At 64.6% G+C, this 21,304-nt stretch carries 21 protein-coding genes; 10 read left to right on the forward strand and 11 right to left on the reverse strand.

Translation table 11 applies throughout. The annotated features are described in order from the left end of the window. Nucleotides 1–42 precede the first annotated feature (42 nt). The 8 genes from AC1DV8_RS10200 to hemE all read right to left on the reverse strand — a co-directional run bounded on the left by AC1DV8_RS10200 (nt 43) and on the right by hemE (nt 8,750). Nucleotides 43–912, reverse strand: coding sequence for a ParB/RepB/Spo0J family partition protein (locus AC1DV8_RS10200; RefSeq protein WP_477151845.1), 870 nt, complete (start codon nt 910–912; stop codon nt 43–45). Between the two features lie 10 nt (nt 913–922). Beyond that, nucleotides 923–1,723 carry a ParA family protein gene (locus AC1DV8_RS10205; RefSeq protein ID WP_477151844.1) on the reverse strand — a complete coding sequence of 267 codons (801 nt, stop codon included), beginning with the start codon at nt 1,721–1,723 and terminating at the stop codon, nt 923–925. Nucleotides 1,724–1,750: 27 nt separating this feature from the next. Further along, the gene (gene rsmG, locus AC1DV8_RS10210) at nt 1,751–2,383 is read right to left on the reverse strand and encodes a 16S rRNA (guanine(527)-N(7))-methyltransferase RsmG (RefSeq protein WP_477151843.1); all 633 of its coding nucleotides are present in this window, start codon (nt 2,381–2,383) and stop codon (nt 1,751–1,753) included. Further along, nucleotides 2,383–4,245 carry a tRNA uridine-5-carboxymethylaminomethyl(34) synthesis enzyme MnmG gene (mnmG, locus tag AC1DV8_RS10215; RefSeq protein WP_477151842.1) on the reverse strand — a complete coding sequence of 621 codons (1,863 nt, stop codon included), beginning with the start codon at nt 4,243–4,245 and terminating at the stop codon, nt 2,383–2,385. The genes rsmG and mnmG overlap by 1 nt, the downstream gene beginning before the upstream one ends. An 85-nt stretch (nt 4,246–4,330) precedes the next feature. After that, nucleotides 4,331–5,656 (reverse strand): tRNA uridine-5-carboxymethylaminomethyl(34) synthesis GTPase MnmE, encoded by a 1,326-nt coding sequence (mnmE, locus tag AC1DV8_RS10220; RefSeq protein ID WP_477157390.1) that lies wholly within the window; start codon nt 5,654–5,656, stop codon nt 4,331–4,333. Between the two features lie 177 nt (nt 5,657–5,833). Further along, nucleotides 5,834–7,099 carry a transcription termination factor Rho gene (rho, locus tag AC1DV8_RS10225; protein ID WP_055047046.1) on the reverse strand — a complete coding sequence of 422 codons (1,266 nt, stop codon included), beginning with the start codon at nt 7,097–7,099 and terminating at the stop codon, nt 5,834–5,836. Nucleotides 7,100–7,277: 178 nt separating this feature from the next. After that, nucleotides 7,278–7,712 (reverse strand): protoporphyrinogen oxidase HemJ, encoded by a 435-nt coding sequence (hemJ, locus tag AC1DV8_RS10230; protein ID WP_477157391.1) that lies wholly within the window; start codon nt 7,710–7,712, stop codon nt 7,278–7,280. 3 nt (nt 7,713–7,715) lie between these two features. Continuing rightward, the gene (gene hemE, locus AC1DV8_RS10235; RefSeq protein ID WP_477157392.1) at nt 7,716–8,750 is read right to left on the reverse strand and encodes a uroporphyrinogen decarboxylase; all 1,035 of its coding nucleotides are present in this window, start codon (nt 8,748–8,750) and stop codon (nt 7,716–7,718) included. 420 nt (nt 8,751–9,170) lie between these two features. On the opposite strand from hemE, the gene AC1DV8_RS10240 reads away from it, so the two are divergent. The 4 genes from AC1DV8_RS10240 to dnaQ are packed head-to-tail and all read left to right on the forward strand — an operon-like array spanning nt 9,171 to nt 11,900. After that, a complete protein-coding gene (locus tag AC1DV8_RS10240) occupies nt 9,171–9,767 on the forward strand; it encodes a Maf family protein (RefSeq protein WP_477157393.1) in 597 nt (198 codons plus the stop codon). A 5-nt stretch (nt 9,768–9,772) separates the two neighbouring features. Then, nucleotides 9,773–10,594 carry a shikimate dehydrogenase gene (locus tag AC1DV8_RS10245; RefSeq protein WP_477157394.1) on the forward strand — a complete coding sequence of 274 codons (822 nt, stop codon included), beginning with the start codon at nt 9,773–9,775 and terminating at the stop codon, nt 10,592–10,594. Further along, nucleotides 10,594–11,193, forward strand: a complete 600-nt coding sequence (gene coaE / locus AC1DV8_RS10250; protein WP_477157395.1) for a dephospho-CoA kinase — start codon at nt 10,594–10,596, stop codon at nt 11,191–11,193. Before AC1DV8_RS10245 ends, coaE begins: the two co-directional genes overlap by 1 nt. Then, a complete protein-coding gene (gene dnaQ / locus AC1DV8_RS10255; RefSeq protein ID WP_477157396.1) occupies nt 11,190–11,900 on the forward strand; it encodes a DNA polymerase III subunit epsilon in 711 nt (236 codons plus the stop codon). The genes coaE and dnaQ overlap by 4 nt, the downstream gene beginning before the upstream one ends. Before the next feature lie 6 nt (nt 11,901–11,906). Here the strand turns inward: dnaQ and secB are convergent, their stop codons facing one another. Both secB and AC1DV8_RS10265 read right to left on the reverse strand, forming a co-directional pair. Further along, a complete protein-coding gene (gene secB, locus AC1DV8_RS10260) occupies nt 11,907–12,413 on the reverse strand; it encodes a protein-export chaperone SecB (protein WP_477157397.1) in 507 nt (168 codons plus the stop codon). A gap of 74 nt (nt 12,414–12,487) precedes the next feature. Then, entirely contained in the window at nt 12,488–12,937 is a 450-nt protein-coding gene (locus tag AC1DV8_RS10265; RefSeq protein WP_477151833.1) for an FxsA family protein, read from the reverse strand. Nucleotides 12,938–13,095: 158 nt separating this feature from the next. Here AC1DV8_RS10265 and AC1DV8_RS10270 point away from each other — a divergent pair, with 158 nt between their 5' ends. From AC1DV8_RS10270 to AC1DV8_RS10295, 6 genes are all read left to right on the forward strand, one after another. Next, complete coding sequence (locus AC1DV8_RS10270; RefSeq protein WP_477157398.1) at nt 13,096–13,812, forward strand: Tim44/TimA family putative adaptor protein; 717 nt, start codon at nt 13,096–13,098, stop codon at nt 13,810–13,812. Between the two features lie 25 nt (nt 13,813–13,837). Next, the gene (locus AC1DV8_RS10275; RefSeq protein WP_477157399.1) at nt 13,838–14,416 is read left to right on the forward strand and encodes a Smr/MutS family protein; all 579 of its coding nucleotides are present in this window, start codon (nt 13,838–13,840) and stop codon (nt 14,414–14,416) included. Beyond that, the gene (locus AC1DV8_RS10280) at nt 14,413–14,772 is read left to right on the forward strand and encodes a helix-turn-helix domain-containing protein (RefSeq protein ID WP_477151830.1); all 360 of its coding nucleotides are present in this window, start codon (nt 14,413–14,415) and stop codon (nt 14,770–14,772) included. Before AC1DV8_RS10275 ends, AC1DV8_RS10280 begins: the two co-directional genes overlap by 4 nt. 201 nt (nt 14,773–14,973) lie before the next feature. Beyond that, complete coding sequence (locus tag AC1DV8_RS10285) at nt 14,974–16,125, forward strand: FIST signal transduction protein (RefSeq protein WP_477157400.1); 1,152 nt, start codon at nt 14,974–14,976, stop codon at nt 16,123–16,125. A 1-nt stretch (nt 16,126) separates the two neighbouring features. Then, nucleotides 16,127–18,091, forward strand: coding sequence for a putative bifunctional diguanylate cyclase/phosphodiesterase (locus AC1DV8_RS10290; RefSeq protein WP_477157401.1), 1,965 nt, complete (start codon nt 16,127–16,129; stop codon nt 18,089–18,091). Between the two features lie 110 nt (nt 18,092–18,201). Continuing rightward, nucleotides 18,202–19,944: an ABC transporter ATP-binding protein gene (locus AC1DV8_RS10295; RefSeq protein WP_477157402.1), complete on the forward strand. Its 1,743-nt coding sequence runs from the start codon at nt 18,202–18,204 to the stop codon at nt 19,942–19,944. Between the two features lie 48 nt (nt 19,945–19,992). Here the strand turns inward: AC1DV8_RS10295 and hslU are convergent, their stop codons facing one another. Next, nucleotides 19,993–21,303: an ATP-dependent protease ATPase subunit HslU gene (gene hslU / locus AC1DV8_RS10300; RefSeq protein WP_477157403.1), complete on the reverse strand. Its 1,311-nt coding sequence runs from the start codon at nt 21,301–21,303 to the stop codon at nt 19,993–19,995. Nucleotide 21,304 lies beyond the last annotated feature (1 nt).

Raw genomic sequence — 21,304 nt, forward strand, 5'->3', positions numbered from 1 at the left:
ATGGACCAGCGTTAGGCCATGAACTTCTGCCAGTCGACGGTGCTAAACCCCGTAGCCGGTCAGCTTCATGCAGATGCCGTCGAGCTGCTCCAGGGTCCGGTAGCGGATCTCCAGCCGCCCGCCCTGGTCCTTGTGGTCGATCGCGACGTGCAGCCCCAGCACATCGGACAGCCGCTTCTCGAGCGCCGCGGTGTCTGCGTCCTTCTGCTCGGCCGGTGCCGGCTTCTTCTTCGGCGCGTTGATCTCGCGCTGCGTCATGGCTTCCGCCTCGCGCACCGAAAGCCCGCCACCGACGATGCGCTTCGCCAGCGCCACCGGATCTTCCGCCGTGATCAGCGTACGGGCATGGCCGGCCGTGAGTTCGCCGCTCGCCAGCATGCCGCGCACGTCGTCTGGCAGCTTCATCAGGCGCAACGTGTTGGCGACGTGCGAGCGGGACTTGCCGATCACCTGCGCCAGGTCGTTCTGGGTGTAATCGAACTGCTCGATCAGCTGGGCGTAACCCATTGCTTCTTCGAGCGGATTTAAGTCGACGCGCTGCACGTTCTCGATGATCGCGAGCTCGAGCGCTTCCTTGTCGTCGACGTCGCGGATGATCACCGGCACGTCGTTGAGCCCGGCCCGCTGCGACGCGCGCCAGCGGCGCTCGCCGGCGATGATCTCGAACTGATTCGGATCGGTGGTCGGCCGCACCAGCAGCGGCTGCATCACGCCCTTCTCGCGGATCGAGCTGGTCAGCTCTTCCAGCTGGTCCGGATCGAAATCCCGCCGCGGGTTGGCGCGGTTGGCGATCAGGAAGTCGACCGGCAGGCGCTTGCTGCCGCTATCGGCGAGCCGCGCGCCTTCCATGGTCGCCATATCGCCGATCAGCGCCGCAAGGCCTCGCCCGAGCCGTGAAGGTTTCTCGTTCATTCCAACTTCCTCATGCGGCCATGAGCTGGCGCTCACGCCGGATAACTTCGGTAGCAAGGCGCAGATAGGCCTGGCTACCGGCACATTTCAGGTCATAGAGCAGGGCCGGCTTGCCATAGGACGGCGCCTCGGAAAGACGGACATTGCGCGGTATGACGGTGTCATAGACCAGCGACCCCATCTCGGAACGCACATCGGCCAGCACCTGCTCACTGAGGTTGTTGCGACGGTCGAACATCGTCATCACAACACCCTGTATCGACAGGCGCGGGTTCAGCGTGGTGCGAATTTGCTCAATGGTTTGAAGCAGTTGGCTCAGGCCTTCGAGCGCGAAGAACTCGCACTGCAGCGGCACCAGCACGGCATCCGCGGCCACCAGGGCGTTGATGGTCAAGAGGTTTAGCGACGGCGGGCAGTCGATCAGCACGTAGCTCACCGACTGGCCGTTGATCGTCAGGTCGCTCATTGCCCTGAAGGCGTCGCGGAGCCGGAACGCCCGGTCCGCCTGCTGCGCGATGGTCAGCTCGACGCCGAGCAGGTCCAGCGTCGAGGGCACGATGGCCACGTTGGGTACGCTGGTCATCACGGCCGCGGCCGCCACCTTGGCGTCGCCCATCAGCAGATCGTAGCTGGACACATCGCGGCCGGAACGCGAGATTCCGAGTCCCGTCGAGGCATTGCCCTGCGGATCGAGGTCGACGATCAGCACCCGCTCGCCGATCGCAGCGAGCGCGGTTGCCAGGTTGATCGCGGTAGTGGTCTTGCCGACCCCACCCTTCTGGTTGGCGAGGGTCAGGATTCGAGGAGCCAAGGCACGGCCTCCGAGCGTTTCCGCTAACTATATGGTTTTCCGTCGCAAATTGCTGATTTCCAGCAATACGCCGGCCTCGTCGGTGGCGCTCTTGGTTATTACCACGTCGAACTCCCACGCCAAACGACTTTCCGCGAGCTCCACAGCATGATCCCGCCCCTTGTGCAGGATCGCGCGGGTTTCGGGCCCAAAGAAGGGGTGGATAAGTTCCAGCAGCGTCGGCAACGCCGCGAGCGCGCGTGAGGTGATGACGTCGAAAGATGTTTCACGTGAATCAAAACTGTCGGTCCGCCCGGCGTGCACGTCGGCGGAAAGCCCCAGTTCGCGGGCAACTTGGCGCAGGAAGGCGACCTTCTTGCCGATCGGCTCGACCATGGTGATGTGGGCCTGCCCGCCCTTCAAGGCGATGGCCAGTGGCAGGGCGGGCAGGCCTCCGCCTGATCCCACGTCGAGGAAACGCTCATCCGTCGGCCGCAGGAGGGGCAGAACCTGCAGCGAATCCAGGATGTGGCGCGACCACAGGGCATTCTCTGTTTCACGTGAAACAAGATTCTGCACCGCGTTCCATTTCTTCAGCAGCGCAGCAAACGATTCCAGATCCTTGCGCACCACGGCTTCCGGCCTGACGAAGCCGCCGGAATAGGCGGTCAGATCGCCCATCAGCCGGCCTGGCGTAGGCTACCCCGGCGAACCACCGACAGGATGAGCGTGATGGCGGCGGGCGTGACACCCTCGATGGCCTGGGCCTGCGCAATGGTCGCCGGCCGCCTTTGCTCCAGCTTCTGCCGCATCTCCATCGACAGGCCCGGCAGGGCGGCATAGTCGAGCCAGTCAGGGATCTCCCGGCTTTCGTCGCGCTTAACTGCCGCAATGTCGGCCTGCTGACGCTGCAGGTAGACGGCGTATTGCGCATCGACCGTCAGCTGCTCCACGATGGACGGCGACAGGTCGGCAATCTCCGGCCAGAGCGGCACAAGGTTGGCTGCTTCGACGTCCGGATAGGACAACAGCTCGAATGCGCTGCGCTCGTGCCCGTCAGCATTCACCGCCAGGCCAGCCTTGCGGGCGGCTGTCGGCGTCGTCCGCAGCCGATCCAGCGTTGCACGGCCGGCGGTCAAGGCTGCCGAGCGCGTCTCAAAGTGCTGCTGGCGTTCTTCGCCGACCAACCCCGCCTCGGTCGCGATCCGTGTGAGGCGCTGGTCGGCGTTGTCGCTGCGGAGGTGCAGGCGGAACTCGGCGCGTGAGGTGAACATTCGGTAGGGCTCACTTACCCCCCGCGTCACCAGGTCGTCGACCATCACGCCGAGATAGCTTTCGGTCCGCGACAAGTGGAATGCGTCATCGCCGTTGCTGGCAAGGCCCGCGTTGGCGCCGGCGTACAGCCCTTGTGCTGCCGCCTCTTCATAGCCGGTGGTCCCGTTAATCTGTCCCGCGAGGAACAGACCCGGCAGACGCTTCAGCTCGAGAGTCGGGCGAAGTTCGCGGGGATCAACATAATCATACTCGATCGCATAGCCGGGCCGGATGATCCGGACATTCTCCAAGCCCGGCATCGACTTGAGGAAAGCCTCCTGGACCTCAGCGGGAAGGGAGGTCGACAACCCGTTGGGATAGATCGTGTTGTCGTCGAGGCCTTCGGGCTCGAGGAAGATCTGGTGGCTGTCGCGATCGGCGAAGCGGACAACCTTGTCTTCGATCGACGGGCAGTAGCGCGGACCGCGGCTCTGGATCCGGCCGGAGTACATCGCCGAACGATGCAGATTTTCTGAGATGATCCGATGCGTATCGGACGTCGTGCGGGTGATATAGCAGCTGATCTGCGGCGTGGTGATCGCCGTGGTCAGCGACGAGAACGGCTCCGGCGGATCGTCGCCGCGCTGCTCTTCAAGCCCGGAGAAGTCGATCGATGTCGCATCTAGACGCGCCGGGGTGCCGGTCTTCAGCCGCCCGAGGGTGAGGCCAAGCGCCTCGAGCCGGGTCGAAAGGCCGAGCACCGGCTTCTCGCCGACGCGGCCGGCAGGCGTGGCTTCTTCGCCTCGGTGGATAAGGCCACGGAGGAAGGTCCCGGTGGTGAGAACGACAGCCCTGGCGCCAAAGCGCCGGCCATCGAGCAGCACCGCACCGGCGATACGGCCGTCCGTAACAACGAGGTCGTCGACCTCACCTTCGATGACGGTCAGGTTGGGCTGCGACAGGATCGCCGCCTGCATCGCCTGCCGGTAAAGCTTGCGATCGGCCTGGGCCCTGGGGCCGCGGACAGCGGCACCCTTGCGGCGATTGAGGACGCGGAACTGGATGCCGGCAACGTCGGCCACCCGGCCCATCAGCCCGTCCATCGCGTCGATCTCGCGGACCAGATGGCCCTTGCCGAGGCCGCCGATCGCCGGATTGCAGCTCATTTCGCCGATGGTGGCGAACTTGTGGGTGATCAACGCAGTAGGAACGCCGAGACGAGCCGAAGCCGCCGCGGCTTCGCAGCCGGCGTGCCCGCCTCCAACAACAATGACGCCGAAGTCGCTCATCTCGCAGATCCCTGGAAGGCGGCGGTCTAGTCCAATGTTTCACGTGAATCAACAGCGCCGGGTGCAGGGCCGCGTTTCACGTGAATCATTTACCGATGCAGAAGGCCGCAAACAGATGGTCGAGGACGGACTCTGCGTCCATTCGGCCGAGCAATCGCTCCATGGCGGTGGAGGCTCGCCTCAGATCCTCCGCAGCCAGTTCAGGATCCTCAAGGCGCTCAGCGGCCTCAGCTAGGGCCGTCACGGCCGCGAGCAGCGCCTCGCGATCCCGCTCGTGGCTGACTATTAGTTCCGACGGCTGAACTGAACCGGCGCCTGAGGCCTCATAGAGCTTCTCCAGAAGAGTTTCGATGCCCTCGCCGGAGGCAACTGAGACGCTGAGCTCGGCGCCTTCGACTGTCCCCAGATCACTCTTGGTCCCAACGACCGCGATCGGAGGTCGCCGCCATGGCTGCTCTTCGAACTCCGGAAAGTCCGGGGGGTGGACGATCGCAACGTCCGGCGCCTGCAGCCATAGCACCTGGTCAGCCCCGATCAGTGCCTGCTTCGCGCGCTCGACCCCGATAGCTTCTGCCTTCGACGTCGTATCGCGAAGGCCAGCGCTATCGATGAGGATGATGAGCTGACCTTTGACGTCGAGCGGCACTTCCTTGAGGTCTCGCGTCGTGCCGGGCTCGTCTGATACGATAGCCACATCGGAGCGGGAGAGGGCGTTGAGAAGGCTCGACTTGCCGGCGTTTGGTGGGCCGGCGAGCACAACGCGAAAGCCGCTGCGGAGGATTCGACCCTGACCGCGAGTGGCGAGCACGCCGCCGATTTCACGGCCCAGGGCCTCAACATTGGAGCTGAAGCCTTCGGGAAGCGTTCCGACATCGCCTTCGTCGGAGAAGTCCAGTTGAGCCTCGATCTCGGCCCGAAGGTCGAGCAGGCGCTCTCGCCAGCCCTCCACTTGCCGCGTCAGACCGCCTTCCATGCGGGCGTAAGCGAGGGACCGCTGGTTCTCGGTCTCGGCCTGGATCAGATCGCCAAGCCCTTGAGCTTCAACGAGATCGAGCTTGCCGTTCTCGAAGGCTCGCCGGGTGAACTCGCCAGCGTCCGCGAGCCTGATACCGGGTTGTGAGGTCAGTCCCCGAAGGGTTGCCCGCACCACGGCGGGCGAGCCGTGTAGCTGGAGTTCGGCGCAGTCCTCCCCGGTGAAGCTGTGCGGGCCGGGCATCCAGGCGACAAGCCCTCGATCCAGCGTCTCTTCGCCGATCCGAATGTCAGCAAGCTTCAGGTGTCGCGGAGCGGGAAGGGCACCGAGCATGTCGATCAGGACGCTGCCGGCCAGTGGGCCGGAGAGACGGATGACCGCTACCCCGGACGGCAGGGCGCCGGAGGAGAGTGCGACGATGGTGTCATCGGTACGCATGACAACCACAGCGCATCGGGCGATGGGAGAGATGGATCCCGGCCTTCGCCGGGATGACGCCGGTGGGGAGGGGATACTCGGGTGAGATGGCTGGCATCCAAACGGAGATCCCCGCCTTCGCGGGGATGACATCGTGGATGTGGATCGTCCGGTGCGTGAACACCCGGCCCAGCTGTCTTAGGTGTTCATCGAGTCGAAGAAGTCGGAGTTCGTCTTCGTCTGACGGATCTTGTCCATCAGGAACTCCATCGCATCGACCGTGCCCATCGGGTTGAGGATACGGCGCAGGACGTACATCTTCCTGAGGATATCCGGCTCGACCAACAGCTCTTCCTTGCGGGTGCCGGACTTGGTGACGTCCATCGCCGGGAACACGCGCTTATCGGAGACCTTGCGGTCGAGGACGATTTCCGAGTTGCCGGTGCCCTTGAACTCTTCGAAGATCACTTCGTCCATGCGCGAACCGGTATCGATCAGCGCGGTCGAGATGATGGTCAGCGAGCCGCCGTCTTCGATGTTTCGAGCGGCGCCGAAAAAGCGCTTGGGGCGCTGCAGCGCGTTGGCATCCACGCCACCGGTCAGCACCTTGCCGGACGACGGCACCACGGTGTTGTAGGCGCGGCCGAGGCGAGTGATCGAATCGAGCAGAATCACCACGTCGCGCTTGTGTTCGACGAGGCGTTTCGCTTTCTCGATCACCATCTCAGCGACCTGGACGTGGCGGCTGGCCGGCTCGTCGAAGGTCGAGGAGATCACCTCGCCCTTCACCGAACGCTGCATGTCGGTGACTTCCTCCGGGCGCTCGTCGATGAGCAGCACGATGAGGTAGCACTCCGGGTGATTGATGGCGATCGACTGTGCAATATTCTGCAACAGTACGGTCTTACCGGTACGCGGCGGCGCAACGATCAGCGCGCGCTGGCCTTTGCCGAGCGGCGCCACCAAATCCATGATCCGGGCGCTCTTGTCCTTGACCGTCGGGTCGGGGAGCTCGAGACGCAGCCGCTCATCGGGATAAAGCGGCGTCAGGTTGTCGAAGTTGATCTTGTGACGGACCTTCTCGGGGTCCTCGAAATTGATGGTGTTGACCTTGAGCAGCGCAAAGTAGCGCTCGCCTTCCTTGGGAGACCGGATCTGGCCTTCAACCGTGTCGCCGGTGCGCAGCGAGAAGCGGCGGATCTGCGAGGGGGAGACGTAGATATCGTCCGGGCCCGGGAGGTAGTTCGCGTCCGGCGAGCGGAGGAACCCAAAACCGTCGGGCAGGACCTCCACCACGCCTTCGCCGGTGATGTCCACTTCACGTGCCGCCAGCTCCTTGAGGATGGCGAACATCAGTTCCTGCTTACGCATCGTCGAGGCGTTCTCGACCTCGTAAGTCTCGGCGAATTCAAGCAATTCGGCAGGCGTCTTGGCCTTGAGCTCGCTGAGCTTCATATTTTCCATTGCGCGGAAGACCCTTGGGCAAACGTAAGTGGCGGGGATGTACGGAGAGGGGGGTTCGCCCGGAAAGCGCCGGGGAGGCGCCCATCGATCAGGCAGTGCGCTTCAGATAGCTAAAACCTTCGCCACATTCAAGCGGAATGCGGATTCACGTGGAACAATGGCTGCTAAGCGGAGCGCATCAGAATGGCTTCACCACCACCGAAATGACGATGACGATGGCGATGACGAAAGGGATTTCGTTGATGGCGCGGAAGAACTTTGCCGGTCGGGTGTTGCGGTCATTGGCGAAGTCGCGCAGCAGCCGGCCGTAGAAACCGTGGATGCCGCTGAGCAGGATCACCATCACGGCCTTCAGCCACATCCAGCCCTGGCTGAAATCGACGATGCCGAAGCCGAAGGCCAGCCACAGGCCGAACACCCAGGCCGCAATCATCGCCGGCGTCGTGATGCCGCGATAGAGCCGCCGCTCCATCACCTTGAAGGTCTCGGACTGGACCGAGCCCTGCTCGGCGTCGGCGTGATAGACGAACAGCCGCGGCAGGTAGAGCATCCCGGCCATCCAGGCGATCACCGAGAGGATGTGCAGCGCCTTGACCCATGGATAGAAATCCATCGCCTATGCTCCCCGCGCCACTGCGATCAGCCGCTCGACATGCGCGATCGGCGTTTCCGGGACGATGCCGTGCCCGAGGTTGAAGATGTGCGGGCGATCGCGGAAGCCGGCGACGATTTCGCGGATGCGATTGTCCATCTGCTCGCCACCGGCGAGTAGGCGCAGCGGATCGAGATTGCCCTGCACGCCGAGACCGGCCGGGAGTTCAGCGGCAAAGCCGAGCGGTGTCGCATAGTCGAGGCCGAGGACGTTGACGCCGGTCGCCTTGGCATAGGCCGGCAAGTTCCCCGCAGCGCCGCGCGGAAAACCGATCACCGGTGCTCCCGGGATGAGTTTCCGCAGCCCTTCGACGATCCGGCGGTTCGGCTCGATTACCCAGTTGCGGAACGCTATCTCGTCGAGGTTCAGCGCCCAGCTCTCGAACAGCTGCACCACATCGGCACCGGCCTGGAGTTGCGCCGCGAGGTAGTCGATGCTGGCCTCGACTAGGATGTCGATCAGTTGCGCGAATGCCGCCGGTTGGGTCAGCGCGAACACCCGGGCCGCCGCCTGGTCGGAGGAACCGCGTCCGCCGATCATGTAGGTGGCAACCGTCCAGGGCGAGCCACAGAAGCCGATCAGGGTCTTGTCGGGGGTGAGGCCAGCTCGAACCCTCCTGACCGTCTCGATGATAGGGCTCAGCTTCTCCAAAGCCCCTTTGGGATCGAGCCGTGGGATCGAGTCTGCCGTCACGGGCTCAAGCAGGGGGCCTTCGCCAGCTTCGAAGCGGACGTATTGGCCCAGGGCATCCGGGATCACCAGGATATCGGAGAAGAGGATTGCTGCGTCGAGATCGAAGCGCCGCAGGGGCTGCAGCGTCACTTCCGAGGCCAGTTCCGGGTTGTAGCAGAGATCGAGAAAGCTGCCGGCTTTGGCTCGCAGCTCGCGATACTCGGGCAGATAGCGGCCGGCCTGGCGCATGATCCAGATCGGGAGCCGCTGCTGGCGCCGTCCGAGCACCGTCTCAAGCAGTGGTTTGAGCACCGGTGTCTGGGTCATCGTCCAACCAATCCTAAAGACTCTAGATTCTTAATCATCATTATCATGGCGGTGTTTTGCAGGAATTCACGGCCGCCCACAACGAGATACGCGGCGACAGAAGCGCGCGGCGGTGACACTGCCGGAGCCTGTGAATCATCGGCGGTGAAGAGAAGAGGGGTGCCTCGGGAGTCGCGCCGTTTACTAAGTCTTAACCATGTCACAATGGTTGACGATCCGTTAACGGGGCTGTGGATGGACGGTGCTTCACGCAACCGGTTATCCCCACAACTCACCTTAACCCTTTGTTAACTCTCCCGCGGGGTCGGCCTGTTGAGCGATCTCGTCCCAGCGGGGAGAACTCGGGCGTTGCGCCGCGGCGGCCCGTTGTCCACCGCCGCTGCACTTGAGCGAACAAGGACAGTGTGGAAAACCCGGACCATGCTGATCCTTGCTTCCCAGAGTTCTGCGCGAAAAGCCCTGCTGGCGGGCACCGGGCTCCGATTCGAAACGAGTCCAGCGCAAATCGACGAACGGGCGCTCGAAGCGGGTGTGCTGGGGAAAGGCGGTGACGCTCGATCCGTGGCGTGTCACCTCGCAGAGGCGAAGGCCATCGCGGTTTCAACGGCCCGGCAGGGGGCAGTCGTCATCGGTGCGGACCAGGTGCTGGCGCTTGATGGGGACCTTCTGCACAAGCCCGAGACCCTTGCCGTCGCGGCGAACCAGCTAGATCGGCTGGCAGGGCACACGCATTTCCTCCATGCCGGTGTCGCCCTGGCCCGCGGAGGCCGCCTGCTCTGGTCCGCGACGGACACGGCATCGCTCACCATGCGCCGCTTCGATGCGGTGGAAGGCGACGCGGTCCTCGCGCTTGAAGGGCCCGGAGTGCTCGGTTCGGTCGGTGGCTATCGGCTCGAGGGCCCGTCGATCCGGCTGTTCGAGCGGATCGAGGGTGACTATTTCACCATTCTGGGGCTGCCGCTGTTGCCCTTGCTGGCCGCGCTGCGTCAGCATGCCCCTGAAACCCTCGCTCAGTGATTCACGTGAAAAAAGCCTTCGTCATCGGCCACCCGATCAAGCATTCCCGCTCGCCGCTGATCCACGGCAGCTGGATCGCTGAGCATGGTATCGATGGCGGCTACGAGGCGATCGACGTCGCCCCCGAGGAGTTGCCGGCTTTCGTCGAGCGCCTGCGCCAGGGCGAGTTCGCCGGCGGCAACGTGACCATACCCCACAAGGAGGCGGTGTTTGCCCTCTGCGACAGCGTCGACCCACTGGCGACCACCATCGCGGCGGTGAACACGCTCGTCGCCCGCGACGGCAAGGTGCATGGCTTCAACACCGACTTCATGGGTTTTCTCGGCAATCTCGACCAGAACGCCCCGGGCTGGGCGGAGGGGCTGAACCGCGCCATCGTGCTCGGCGCCGGCGGTGCGGCCCGCGCTATTCTCGTCGCGCTGCGCGAACGCGGGGTTCCCGAGATCGTGCTGCTCAATCGCACGCCGGAGAAGGCTGAAGCCCTGGCGAGGGAGATTGCCGGCCCGTTCCTTCCCGGCAGCCTCGCGGACTACGCCCAATACGCACCCGGGGCCGGCCTCGTGGTGAACACCAGTTCCGTCGGCATGCACGACACCCGTTTCGACGATCTCGACCTCCGGCTGCTGCCCAAGACAGCGCTGGTCACCGACATCGTCTATGTCCCGCTCGTGACGCCGCTGCTGACCGACGCCCGCGCGCTCGGTCTCCGCACCGTCGACGGGCTCGGGATGCTGCTGCATCAGGCGGTCCCCGGCTTTGAGGCCTGGTTCGGCGTCCGCCCCGAGGTGACCCCGGCGCTGCGCGCCAGAATCGAGGCGACGCTCTGATGCTGAAGCTCGGGCTCACCGGATCGATCGCGACGGGCAAATCGACGGTGCTCAAGGCCTTCGCCGATCTCGGCATCCCGACCTTTTCGTCCGACGAGGCGGTGCATGACCTTTACCGCGGCGCGGCTGTCGCGCCGGTCGAGGCAGCTTTTCCCGGGGTTACGGTGGACGGGGTCATCGATCGCGAAAAGCTCAGTCGGCATCTGGTTGGCCATCCCGGGCGGTTGCAGCAGCTCGAGGCCATCGTGCATCCGCTGGTGCGGGCGAGGATAAGGTCGTTCCTCGCCGAGGCCGAAGCTCGTGGTGAAGCGATTGCGGTGGTCGATATCCCGCTGCTGTTCGAGAACGGCGTCGATTGGGGGCTCGATGCCGTCATCGTCACCATCGTCGATGCGGCCGAGCAACGCCGGCGTGCCCTGGCTCGTCCCGGGATGACGGTGGAAAAGCTTGAGGCCATCCTTGCCCGTCAGCTAACACAGGCTGAAAAGGTGAAACGCGCCACCTACATAATCGACACCGCCGACACCATCGAAGCGACCCGCCAATCGGTTGCCGACCTGGTGCAGAGGCTGCGTCAGGAAGCCAAAGCCCGCCAATGAGCCGCGAAATCGTCCTCGATACCGAAACCACCGGCCTATCGCCGGTGACGGGCGACCGCATCGTCGAAATCGGCTGCGTCGAGCTGATCAACCACATCCCGACCGGCCGGCATTTCCACGTCTATCTCAATCCCGAGCGTAACGTGCCGGATGAAGCATTCCGGGTGCATGGGCTGTCGACCGAGTTCCTGCGCGACAAGCCGCTGTTCAGCGCCGAGGCCGACGCCTTCCTCGAGTTCATCGGCGATGGCACGCTGGTGATCCACAACGCCCCGTTCGACATGGGCTTTCTCAACTTCGAGCTCGAAAAGCTCGGCAAGCCCAGCCTCACCAATGAGGTGATCGACACCGTGATGGTGGCGCGCGAGCGCCATCCGGGCGCGCGCGTCAGCCTCGACGCGCTCTGCAAGCACTATGGCATCGACAATTCGAAGCGCGTGTTGCACGGCGCGCTGCTCGACAGCGAGATCCTCGCCGATGTCTATCTGGAGCTGATCGGTGGCCGGCAGGTGGCGCTGGCGCTGGTGGCCGAGACGCATATCGAGAGCGGCATCACCGTGACGATGGCGCCGGCGCGCCAGCGGCCGGTGCCGCTGCCGTCACGGCTGACCGACATCGAATTCGCCGCCCACCTGAAGCTCGTCGGCACGCTCGGCGCCGACGCCTTGTGGAGCAATTATCCCACCGAACTCGCGGCGGCCGAGTAGGCCCGCTTAGTTGGTCGGCGTGCCCGGAGCGGCCTGCTGCGCCTGCAGGTTGCGGACGTTCTGGATGTAGAGCGCGTTGAAATCCACCGGCTCCATCATCAGCGGCGGGAAGCCGCCGAGCTGGACGATGGTGGCGAGCACATGGCGGGCGAACGGGAAGATCATTCGCGGGCACTCGACCATCAGCAGGGCCGGCAGCTGCTGCTCGGGCACGTTCCTCACCCGGAACACGCCGCCATAGACCAGCTCGACGTTGAACAGCACGGTCTTGTCGCGCTCGGCCTTGGCGTTGAGGTTGATTTCGACGGCGTAGAGATCGTCGGCCTGCTTCTTCACCCCGACATTGATGCCGACGGTGAAGTTGGGGTTCGAACCGCCCAACAGCACCGAACCGGGCGCGCCCGGGTTCTCGAAGCTCAGGTCGCGGGTGTACTGCCCGACGAGGCTGTAGCTGGGCGCCGTGCTGGCGTTCGCGGGTGCCGGCGCGGCCTCGGGCGGGGTCTGGTCAGCCATAGTCGAAAATCCTCGAGCTTTCGGTCGGCCGGGTGGCTAGCACCTTTGGCACTCAGCCACAAGCGCGGTGGCCTTCAGCGCGGCCGCCACTCGTCCGAATCGAGGTCGATCGTGCCATCGTCGACACGCCGTTGCGCAAAGCCGGGACCGGCCCCGGTGGTCGAGGTGACGACCGTCACCCGGGACTTGAGAAAGGCGTAGATTGCCGAGCGCACCGGCGGGATCAGCAGCAGGATGCCGATGAGGTCGGAGAAATAGCCCGGCAAAAGCAGCAGCAGTCCCGCGACCCCGACCATCATCGCGTCGGCCAATGCTCGCGCCGGCAACTGCCCGCGCCCCACCGTCGAGCGGATCTCGTTGAGCAGCGACAGTCCCTGCATGCGGATCACCAGCGAACCGATGATCGCCGTCACCACTACGCCCGCCAGCGTCGGCCACAAGCCGATGGCGTTGCCGATCACCACGAAGAACGCGATCTCGACCAGCGGCACCAGCAGAAAGATCAGGAACAATAGGCGGCCCAATGGGTAACCCTTTCGAAAGCGCTGCGTCATAAAGGCCCCGCCGGGCTCCTCAGCCAAACGTGAACTGGTTTCCGGCTGAGCGTTTCCCTATATATAGGTCACATTTTTGGCTCCGCGAGCCGGACGCCCCCTTTCCCCTGGCGCGAGTAGCACGTCCGATGGATGAATTCTTCGATATCCCCACGCTCATCGTCATTGGTCTGGCGATCGTTGTGCTGTTCCGCCTGCGTCAGGTCCTCGGCACCCGTACCGGTCGTGAGCGTTCCCCGCTGGAGCGCCAGCGTGAGGCGGCGCCGGTGAAGGCCGGCGACGACACGGTGGTGCAGATGCGCCCGCGTCCGGTTCCAGAGACCGACGAGGATCAGGCCCGGGCGGCGCGCAAGCTCGAGACCGAGATCACCCAGTTCTCGCATGGCGACGACAAGGTTGCGGCGGGCCTCAATGCGATCGCTGACGCCGACCCGAACTTCGGGCCCAAGAGCTTCATGGAAGGCGCCAAGTCCGCCTATGAGATGATCGTCACGGCGTTCGCCGCCGGGGACCGCCAGACCCTGAAGAACCTGCTCGAAAAGGACGTCTATGACGGCTTCGAGCGCGTCATCAAAGATCGCGAGGCCGCCGGCCACAAGATCGACTTCACCTTTGTCGGGCTGCCCAAGGTCGAGATTTCGGAAGCCGAAGTAGACAAGCGGGCCGCCAGCGTCACCATCCGCTTCCACGCTGAAGTGGTCTCGGCCACCCGCGACAAGGACGGCAACCTGCTCGAAGGCAATGCCGACCAGGTCACCAACATCGCCGACGAATGGACTTTTGCGCGCAACCCCAAGGCGCGCGATCCCAACTGGAAGCTCGTCGCCACCAGTCAGCTCGAATAAGAGGCCACGCTCGGGGGGCGATGCGATGGCCAAGCGCCGGTCGGATGGAAAGGGCCAGCTCCCCGACTGGCACCTTTGGCTCGAGGTGTCGCAGACGGTTTCGCCGCTGCGGCCGCCGCGGCAGATCGTGAACCTCGACACCGAACCGCTGCCCATACCTACGCCGCCGCCGCCCAAGCGCCACCGCCTGCTGCCGGCCATGCCGGCATATCAATCCGACGGCCGGCCGGCCAAGCAACCGCGCGCCGGGATCGAACCCAACCTGAAACAGCGGCTGCAGCGGGGGCGCGAAGAGATCGATGGGACGATCGACCTGCATGGCATGCGCCAGGTTGAGGCGCACGCAGCGCTCACCCGCTTCATCCAGGCTCGGGCAGCGCGCGGCGATCGAACCTTGCTGGTGATCACCGGCAAGGGGCTGAAGAAGCTCGGCGACGACGCAGCGGTGATCGTCGAACGCGGGGTGCTTCGCGCCATGCTGCCGGTATGGCTCAGTGCGCCAAACCTCGCGCCGCTGGTCGCGGGCTGGGATACGGCGGCGCAAGGCCATGGCGGCGATGGCGCCTTCTACGTGCGGTTACGACGGGAGCGGGATTATCGATGACTCCACTCGGGCTGAAGCTTCGCCAGATGCGTGACGAACGCGGCGTGACGCTGAAGGACATGGCCAAGGCGCTGCGCGTTTCCAGCGCCTATCTCAGCGCCCTCGAACATGGCCGCCGCGGCAAGCCGACCTTCGCGCTGATGCAAAGGATCATCGCCTATTTCAACGTCATCTGGGACGACGCCGAGGAACTGCAGCGCCTTGCGGAGATGAGCGACCCCAGGATCACCATCGACACTGCCGGAATGCCCCCCGAGGCCACCGAACTCTCCAACCGCCTCGCCCGCGATATTGCCAAGTTGGCGCCGGAAGATCTGGCTTATCTCAGCACCGAAGTCGCCCGTCGGGTGAAGTAGGCGACGCCTGCCTGGGTGCTTTGGGCCATGGCGACAGTTGCGCCGTGAAAGGTGCCGTGCGCTATAGTTTACGGCTTGCTGATTGACACTAAGTAGTTGGAGTAGCAGCCTTGGAGACAAACTAACGCAGGTCTTGCGGCGAAACGTTAAGGTTTGGTCCACACAATCGTCACCATCCGCTGGATGTTGGAAGAGGGTGGCATGCGCGTCTCGCAACTGTTCTGGGACAAGCAGTCCCAATGGTCGGAGGCAGACGTGTCTCTCGACCGGGCTGGTCTGGTCTTCTATTTCGGCACCCGCCAGATGCTCGCCGATGGCGGGCTTTACGACAGTCTTCGGTCGCGCTTTCCCGACGCGCACCTGCTGGGGTGCTCGACCGGCGGGCAACTCGCCGGGCTCGACGTCAGCGACGATACGGCCTGCGCCCTGGCACTGGACTTCGCGGCGACCGACCTGCGCGTCGCCCGCGCCGAGATAAAGGGCTCCGCCGACTCACGTGCGACCGGCGCCGCCATCGGCGCTGCGCTCAAGGGCGACCGCCTGGCCGGCGTGTTCATCCTGTCGGACGGACTGCGCGTCAATGGCAGCGCGCTGGTTGAAGGCGTCGTCAGCGAAGTCGGGCGCGACGTGCCGGTCAGCGGCGGCCTTGCCGGCGACGGCGCTGATTTTGCCCAGACCCTCGTGGGTTGTGACAGTCCCCCGGCGCCCAACACCATTGCAGCGGTTGGCTTTTATGGCGATGCCATCCGCATCGGTCACGGCAGCGCCGGCGGCTGGGATGTGTTCGGGCCGATGCGCCAGATCACTCGCTCCGACGGCAATGTGCTGTACGAGGTCGACGGCAAGCCGGCGCTCGATCTCTACAAGCTCTATCTCGGACCGGAGGAGAGCCAGAACCTGCCCGGCTCGGCGCTGCTGTTCCCGCTGCGCATCTTCGATCCCAAACACCCCGAACGCAGCGTCGTTCGCACCATCCTTGCCGTCGATCACGAGTCGGGCTCGATGACATTTGCCGGAGATATGCCCCAGGGCTGGTCGGCTCAGCTGATGCGCGGCAGCTTCAACCGGCTCTGCGCCGGCGCGGCGGAGGCGACGCAGCGCGCCGTGCTCAATGCGCATCCGCAGCCCGATGCACAAAGCGCCGCTATCTTCGTCAGCTGCATTGGGCGGCGCTTGCTCATGGGTCAACGCATCGACGAGGAGATCGAGGCGGCTACCGCTGAGCTGGCGGAGAGCTGTGTGCCGGTCGGCTTCTATTCCTACGGTGAGATATCGCCGCACGAGGTCTCCGGCTTCTGCCAGTTGCACAACCAGACGATGACCGTGACAGTACTGGCAGAGCAGGCGGCCTGATTTGCGTAAGCTGTTTGATCGGCAGCTGGAAAAATCGACGGACGCCGCCGGGCGTGTCGACCTGGCGGCGCTCGAACGGCTGGTGACGGCTGCCTACGAAGACGCCGAGCTGGACCGCACGCGCACCGATCGATCGATCGAGCTGATGGTGGGCGAGCTCACGGCGTTCCAGGTCGGGCTCGAGGCAGAGATCGAGAACCGGACCGCGCAGCTGCGCCAGAGCCAGAAGAAGCTGCGCACCCAGAACACCCGCTTCCTCACGGCGCTCGAGAACATGGCGCAAGGCCTCGCGATGTTCGACAGGCAGCGCCGACTGGTGGTCTGCAACCGACAATATCTCGACATCTACAATCTGCCGCGCCGGTTCGGCCGCGTCGGCACGTCGCTTGTTTCGATCCTCAGGGCCCGCATCGCCGCCGGAACTTCCGCTGGCAGCGATCCGGCCGCCTATCTGCGCGAGCGGCTGGTGACGGCGGCGGACGGCGTGAGTTCGACGACGACGCACCATCTCAACAATGGGCGGGTGCTGTCGGTCACCCACCGCGCCATGGGCGATGGCGGCTGGGTGACCATGCACCGTGACATCACCGAGCTGCACAACATGCAGGCCGAGCTCACGCACCAGGCCTATCACGACTCGCTCACCGAGCTGCCGAACCGCAACCTGCTCTACCAGCTGCTCGGGCAGGCCATCGATACACTGCCGACAGGCGGCAGCTTTGCGGTGCTCTGTCTCGATCTCGATGGCTTCAAGGCGATCAACGACTCGATGGGTCACGCCGCCGGCGACAAGCTGCTGAAACAGGTGGCGGCTCGCCTGCGCGAGTGTGTCGGAGACGCCGGAACCGTCGGCCGCATGGGTGGCGACGAATTCGCCGTGCTGCACCCCGACGGCACCCCCGAAAGCGCGCTGGTGCTGGCCAAGTCGATTCTCGAGGCGATCCGCCGGCCGTTCGATATCGACGATCACGCCGTGCTGGTCGGCGTGAGCATCGGCGTCGCCATGGCGCCGCGCGATGGCCAGAGCGCCGACAAATTGCTGAGGAACGGCGACCTGGCGCTCTACTCGATCAAGCGCGGACGACGCGGCGGATACCGCTTCTTCGAGCCGGACCTGCAGCGGACGCTCAGTGAGAGCAGCCGCATCGAGCGCGACCTCCGCCGTGCGCTGGCCAACGGGGAGTTCGAACTGTTCTACCAACCCATCCTCAACCTCGACTCGCAGACCATCGCCGGCTTCGAGGCATTGCTGCGCTGGCGCCACCCGATCGAGGGCATCATCCCGCCGGCCGAGTTCATTCCGCTGGCTGAGGAACTCGGGCTGATCGTGCCGATCGGGGAATGGGTCATCCGCCAGGCCTTCGCCGAGGCGGCCAGCTGGCCGGCAAGGATGCACGTTGCCGTCAATGTGTCGTCGGTGCAGTTCGGCCGTGGCGACCTGGTCGGCGTCGTGATGGATGCGCTGCGTGCCAGCGGCCTCGCCGCCGATCGGGTGGAGATCGAGATCACCGAGACGCTGTTCCTCGAGAACAGCCAGCAGAACCTCGATACCCTGCACCGGCTGCACGCCCTCGGGCTCAAGGTGGCGCTCGATGACTTCGGCACGGGCTACTCGGCGCTTAGCTATCTGCTGGCTTTCCCATTCGACAAGATCAAGCTCGACGGCTCGTTCGTCGGCGCGCTGGACAACCGGCAGGGTGCCCTGATCATCATGCGATCGGTCGCCGATATCGGCCAGCGCATGGGCATGGTCACCACTGCCGAAGGGGTCGAGACCCCCGAACAGCTCAAGGATGTCCAGCTCCTCGGCTACACCGAAGCACAGGGTTTCCTGATCTCGGAGCCGATGAGCCGCCAGGCGGTGCGCCAGCTGCTGCACCTCGCCTTCGACACCACGCCGGAATCGCCCGTGCAGCAGGAGCTCTCGCTCGCGGCCAAGACTGCGAGCAACGCCCGCCGGCCCTGACCGACGCTGCCACTTCGCGGATTCACGTGGAACACACCAGCGAGTGGACAGCCTCCGGCAACCGGACTATGCGCTAGCCGATATTTTGCTGACCTGTTCGGACGAGTTTCATGCTGCGCCGGTTCTTTGCCTATTACGCACCCTATAGGCACCTGTTCTTTCTCGATTTCGGCTGCGCCGTACTGGCCGGCGTTCTTGAGCTGGGCTTCCCACTGGCGGTGAAGCTGTTCGTCGATGACTTGTTGCCGGGCCAGAACTGGGGGCTGATCGCCGGCACGGCTGCGCTGCTGCTGGCGGTGTACGCGCTCAACACAGCGCTCATCGCTATCGTCAACTATTGGGGCCATGCGCTCGGCATCTCGATCGAGAGCGACATGCGCCGGCAGGCCTTCGATCACATCCAGAAGCTCAGCTTTCGTTATTTCGACAACAACAAGACCGGCCAGCTGATCACCCACGTCACCAAGGATCTCGAGGAGGTGGGCGAGGTTGCCCACCATGGCCCGGAAGACCTGTTCATCGCGGTGATGACCTTCATCGGCGCCTTCATCCTGATGTTCACGGTGCACTGGCAGCTGGCGCTGATGACCACCATCATCGTGCCGCTGATGACCTGGCTGGTGAGCCGCTACGGCTCTCGCATGACCCGCACCTGGCAGCAGCTGTTCCGCCAGGTCGGCGACTTCAACACCCGCGTGCAGGAGAGCGTCGGCGGCATCCGCGTGGTCAAGGCCTTCGCCAACGAGGACTATGAGCGCGGCCTGTTCGCCAAGAACAACGAGGGCTATCGCGCCACCAAGCTCAGCGCCTACGCCATCATGACCGCGTCGATCGCGCTCAGCTATTTCAGCACCCGCTTCGTGCAGCTGGTGGTGATGGTCGCCGGCACCTGGTTCGTCATCAAGGGCGACCTGAGCTATGGCGGCTTCATCGGCTTCCTGCTGCTGGTCAACGTCTTCTTCCGCCCGATCGACAAGATCACCTCGGTACCGGAGAGCTACCCCAAGGGCATCGCGGGGTTCCGCAGGTTCACCACGCTGATCGACACGGAGCCTGATACTGCAGATCGACCAGGGGCGAAGCCGGTCGAGAGCCTCAAGGGCGACATCGTCTACAGCAATGTGAGCTTTGCCTATTCGGGCGATCCGGCGTCAAAGGACAAGGTGCTCGACGGGCTGAACCTCACGATCGCCGCCGGTGAGACCGTGGCCTTTGTCGGCCCGTCCGGCGCCGGCAAGACCACCATCTGCTCGCTGCTGCCGCGTTTCTACGATGTCACCGCCGGCGCCATCAGTATCGACGGCGTCGACATCCGCGACATGACCCAGGCCTCGCTGCGCAGCCAGATCGGCATCGTGCAGCAGGATGTATTCCTGTTCGGCTCGACCATTCGTGAGAACGTCGCCTATGGCCGTCTCGGCGCCAGCGACGAGGAAATCATGGATGCACTGCGCCGCGCGGCGCTGGACGAGTTCGTGCTGTCACTGCCGGACGGGCTCGATACGCCGACCGGCGAGCGTGGCGTAAAGCTGTCCGGCGGCCAGAAGCAGCGCCTCGCCATCGCGCGCATCTTCTTGAAGAACCCGCCGATCCTCATTCTCGACGAAGCGACCTCGGCGCTGGACACCGCGACCGAGTACGCCATTCAGCAGGCGCTCGCCGCACTGTCGGAGGGGCGCACGACGCTCGTCGTAGCGCACCGGCTCGCCACCATCCGCAATGCCGATCGTATCGTGGTGGTGAGCAGCGAGGGTATCGTCGAGCAGGGGACGCATGCCGAGCTGATCGGCAGGGCGGGCGCTTATGCGCGGCTGCACGGCGCACAGTTCGGCGGCACCACCGCAGCAGAATAGCAAAGGCCGGGATCGCTCCCGGCCTTCTCAATTCGTCGTTCTGTAGCCTTACAGCACGAAGCGGCTGAGGTCGGTGTCGGCCGCCATCTTGCCGATGCGGTCCTGCACATAGGCAGCATCGATCCGAATCGTCTCGCCGGCCTTGTCGGGCGCGTCGAACGAGATGTCCTCGACCAGCCGCTCGAGGATAGTGGCGAGCCGGCGGGCGCCGATATTCTCGACCGTCGAGTTCACCTGCACCGCCGCGTCGGCGATCGCTTCGATCGCGTCCGGGGTGAAGTCGAGGGTCAGGCCCTCGGTCTTCATCAGCGCCACGTACTGCTTGATCAGGCTGGCATCGGTGTCGTTGAGAATGCCGATCAGGTCCTGCCGGGTCAGCGCCTTGAGCTCGACGCGGATCGGCAGGCGCCCCTGCAGCTCGGGCAACAGGTCCGAGGGTTTTGCGACGTGGAAGGCGCCCGAGGCGATGAACAGGATGTGGTCGGTTTTCACCGGTCCGTACTTGGTGGAGACCGTGGTGCCTTCGATCAACGGCAGCAGGTCGCGCTGTACGCCCTCGCGGGAGACGCCACCACCGTAGCCGCCTTCGCGGTTCACGATCTTGTCGATCTCGTCGATGAAGGCGATGCCGTGGTTCTCGACCAGGTCGACGGCCTCCTTGTTCAGCTGGTCCTGGTCGAGCAGCTTGTCGGCTTCCTCGGCGAGGAGCGGCTGATGCGCGTCCTTGACCTTCACCTTGCGCTTCACGCCGCGGCCGCCAAACGCCTTGCCCAGCATGTCCTGGATGTTGATCACGCCGATATTGGCGCCCGGCATGCCGGGGATGTCGAAGCCGCCGGGATTGCCGGTCGGCTGCATCTCGATCTCGATTTCCTTGTCGTCGAGCTCGTTGGTGCGGAGCTTCTGGCGGAAGCTGTCGCGGGTCGACGGCGAGGCGGACGAGCCGACCAGTGCGTCGAGCACCCGCTCTTCGGCATTGTGGTGAGCCTGCGCCTGCACCTCGCCGCGCTTCTTGTCGCGCAGCAGCGAAATGCCGGCCTCGACCAGGTCGCGGATGATCTGTTCGACGTCGCGGCCGACATAGCCGACTTCGGTGAACTTGGTGGCTTCGACCTTGATGAACGGCGCCTGGGCGAGCTTGGCCAGCCGGCGACTGATCTCGGTCTTGCCGACGCCGGTGGGCCCGATCATCAGGATGTTCTTGGGCGTCACCTCGGCGCGGAGGTCATCGGGCAGCTGCTGCCGGCGCCAGCGGTTGCGCAGCGCCACGGCGACGGCGCGCTTCGCGTCATGCTGGCCGACAATGTAGCGATCGAGCTCGGAGACGATCTCGCGCGGGGAGAAATTGGTGTCACTCATA

The sequence above is a fragment of the Devosia sp. P3_B2 genome (assembly GCF_056402875.1).

Bases quoted from the DNA above. Each gene is read 5' to 3' on its own strand.
- AC1DV8_RS10200 (WP_477151845.1), bottom strand. From the start codon at position 912: ATGAACGAGAAACCTTCACGGCTCGGGCGAGGCCTTGCGGCGCTGATC.
- rsmG (WP_477151843.1), bottom strand. From the start codon at position 2,383: ATGGGCGATCTGACCGCCTATTCCGGCGGCTTCGTCAGGCCGGAAGCC.
- mnmG (WP_477151842.1), bottom strand. From the start codon at position 4,245: ATGAGCGACTTCGGCGTCATTGTTGTTGGAGGCGGGCACGCCGGCTGC.
- mnmE (WP_477157390.1), bottom strand. From the start codon at position 5,656: ATGCGTACCGATGACACCATCGTCGCACTCTCCTCCGGCGCCCTGCCG.
- rho (WP_055047046.1), bottom strand. From the start codon at position 7,099: ATGGAAAATATGAAGCTCAGCGAGCTCAAGGCCAAGACGCCTGCCGAA.
- hemJ (WP_477157391.1), bottom strand. From the start codon at position 7,712: ATGGATTTCTATCCATGGGTCAAGGCGCTGCACATCCTCTCGGTGATC.
- hemE (WP_477157392.1), bottom strand. From the start codon at position 8,750: ATGACCCAGACACCGGTGCTCAAACCACTGCTTGAGACGGTGCTCGGA.
- AC1DV8_RS10240 (WP_477157393.1), top strand. From the start codon at position 9,171: ATGCTGATCCTTGCTTCCCAGAGTTCTGCGCGAAAAGCCCTGCTGGCG.
- coaE (WP_477157395.1), top strand. From the start codon at position 10,594: ATGCTGAAGCTCGGGCTCACCGGATCGATCGCGACGGGCAAATCGACG.
- dnaQ (WP_477157396.1), top strand. From the start codon at position 11,190: ATGAGCCGCGAAATCGTCCTCGATACCGAAACCACCGGCCTATCGCCG.
- secB (WP_477157397.1), bottom strand. From the start codon at position 12,413: ATGGCTGACCAGACCCCGCCCGAGGCCGCGCCGGCACCCGCGAACGCC.
- AC1DV8_RS10270 (WP_477157398.1), top strand. From the start codon at position 13,096: ATGGATGAATTCTTCGATATCCCCACGCTCATCGTCATTGGTCTGGCG.
- AC1DV8_RS10275 (WP_477157399.1), top strand. From the start codon at position 13,838: ATGGCCAAGCGCCGGTCGGATGGAAAGGGCCAGCTCCCCGACTGGCAC.
- AC1DV8_RS10280 (WP_477151830.1), top strand. From the start codon at position 14,413: ATGACTCCACTCGGGCTGAAGCTTCGCCAGATGCGTGACGAACGCGGC.
- AC1DV8_RS10285 (WP_477157400.1), top strand. From the start codon at position 14,974: ATGCGCGTCTCGCAACTGTTCTGGGACAAGCAGTCCCAATGGTCGGAG.
- AC1DV8_RS10295 (WP_477157402.1), top strand. From the start codon at position 18,202: ATGCTGCGCCGGTTCTTTGCCTATTACGCACCCTATAGGCACCTGTTC.
- hslU (WP_477157403.1), bottom strand. From the start codon at position 21,303: ATGAGTGACACCAATTTCTCCCCGCGCGAGATCGTCTCCGAGCTCGAT.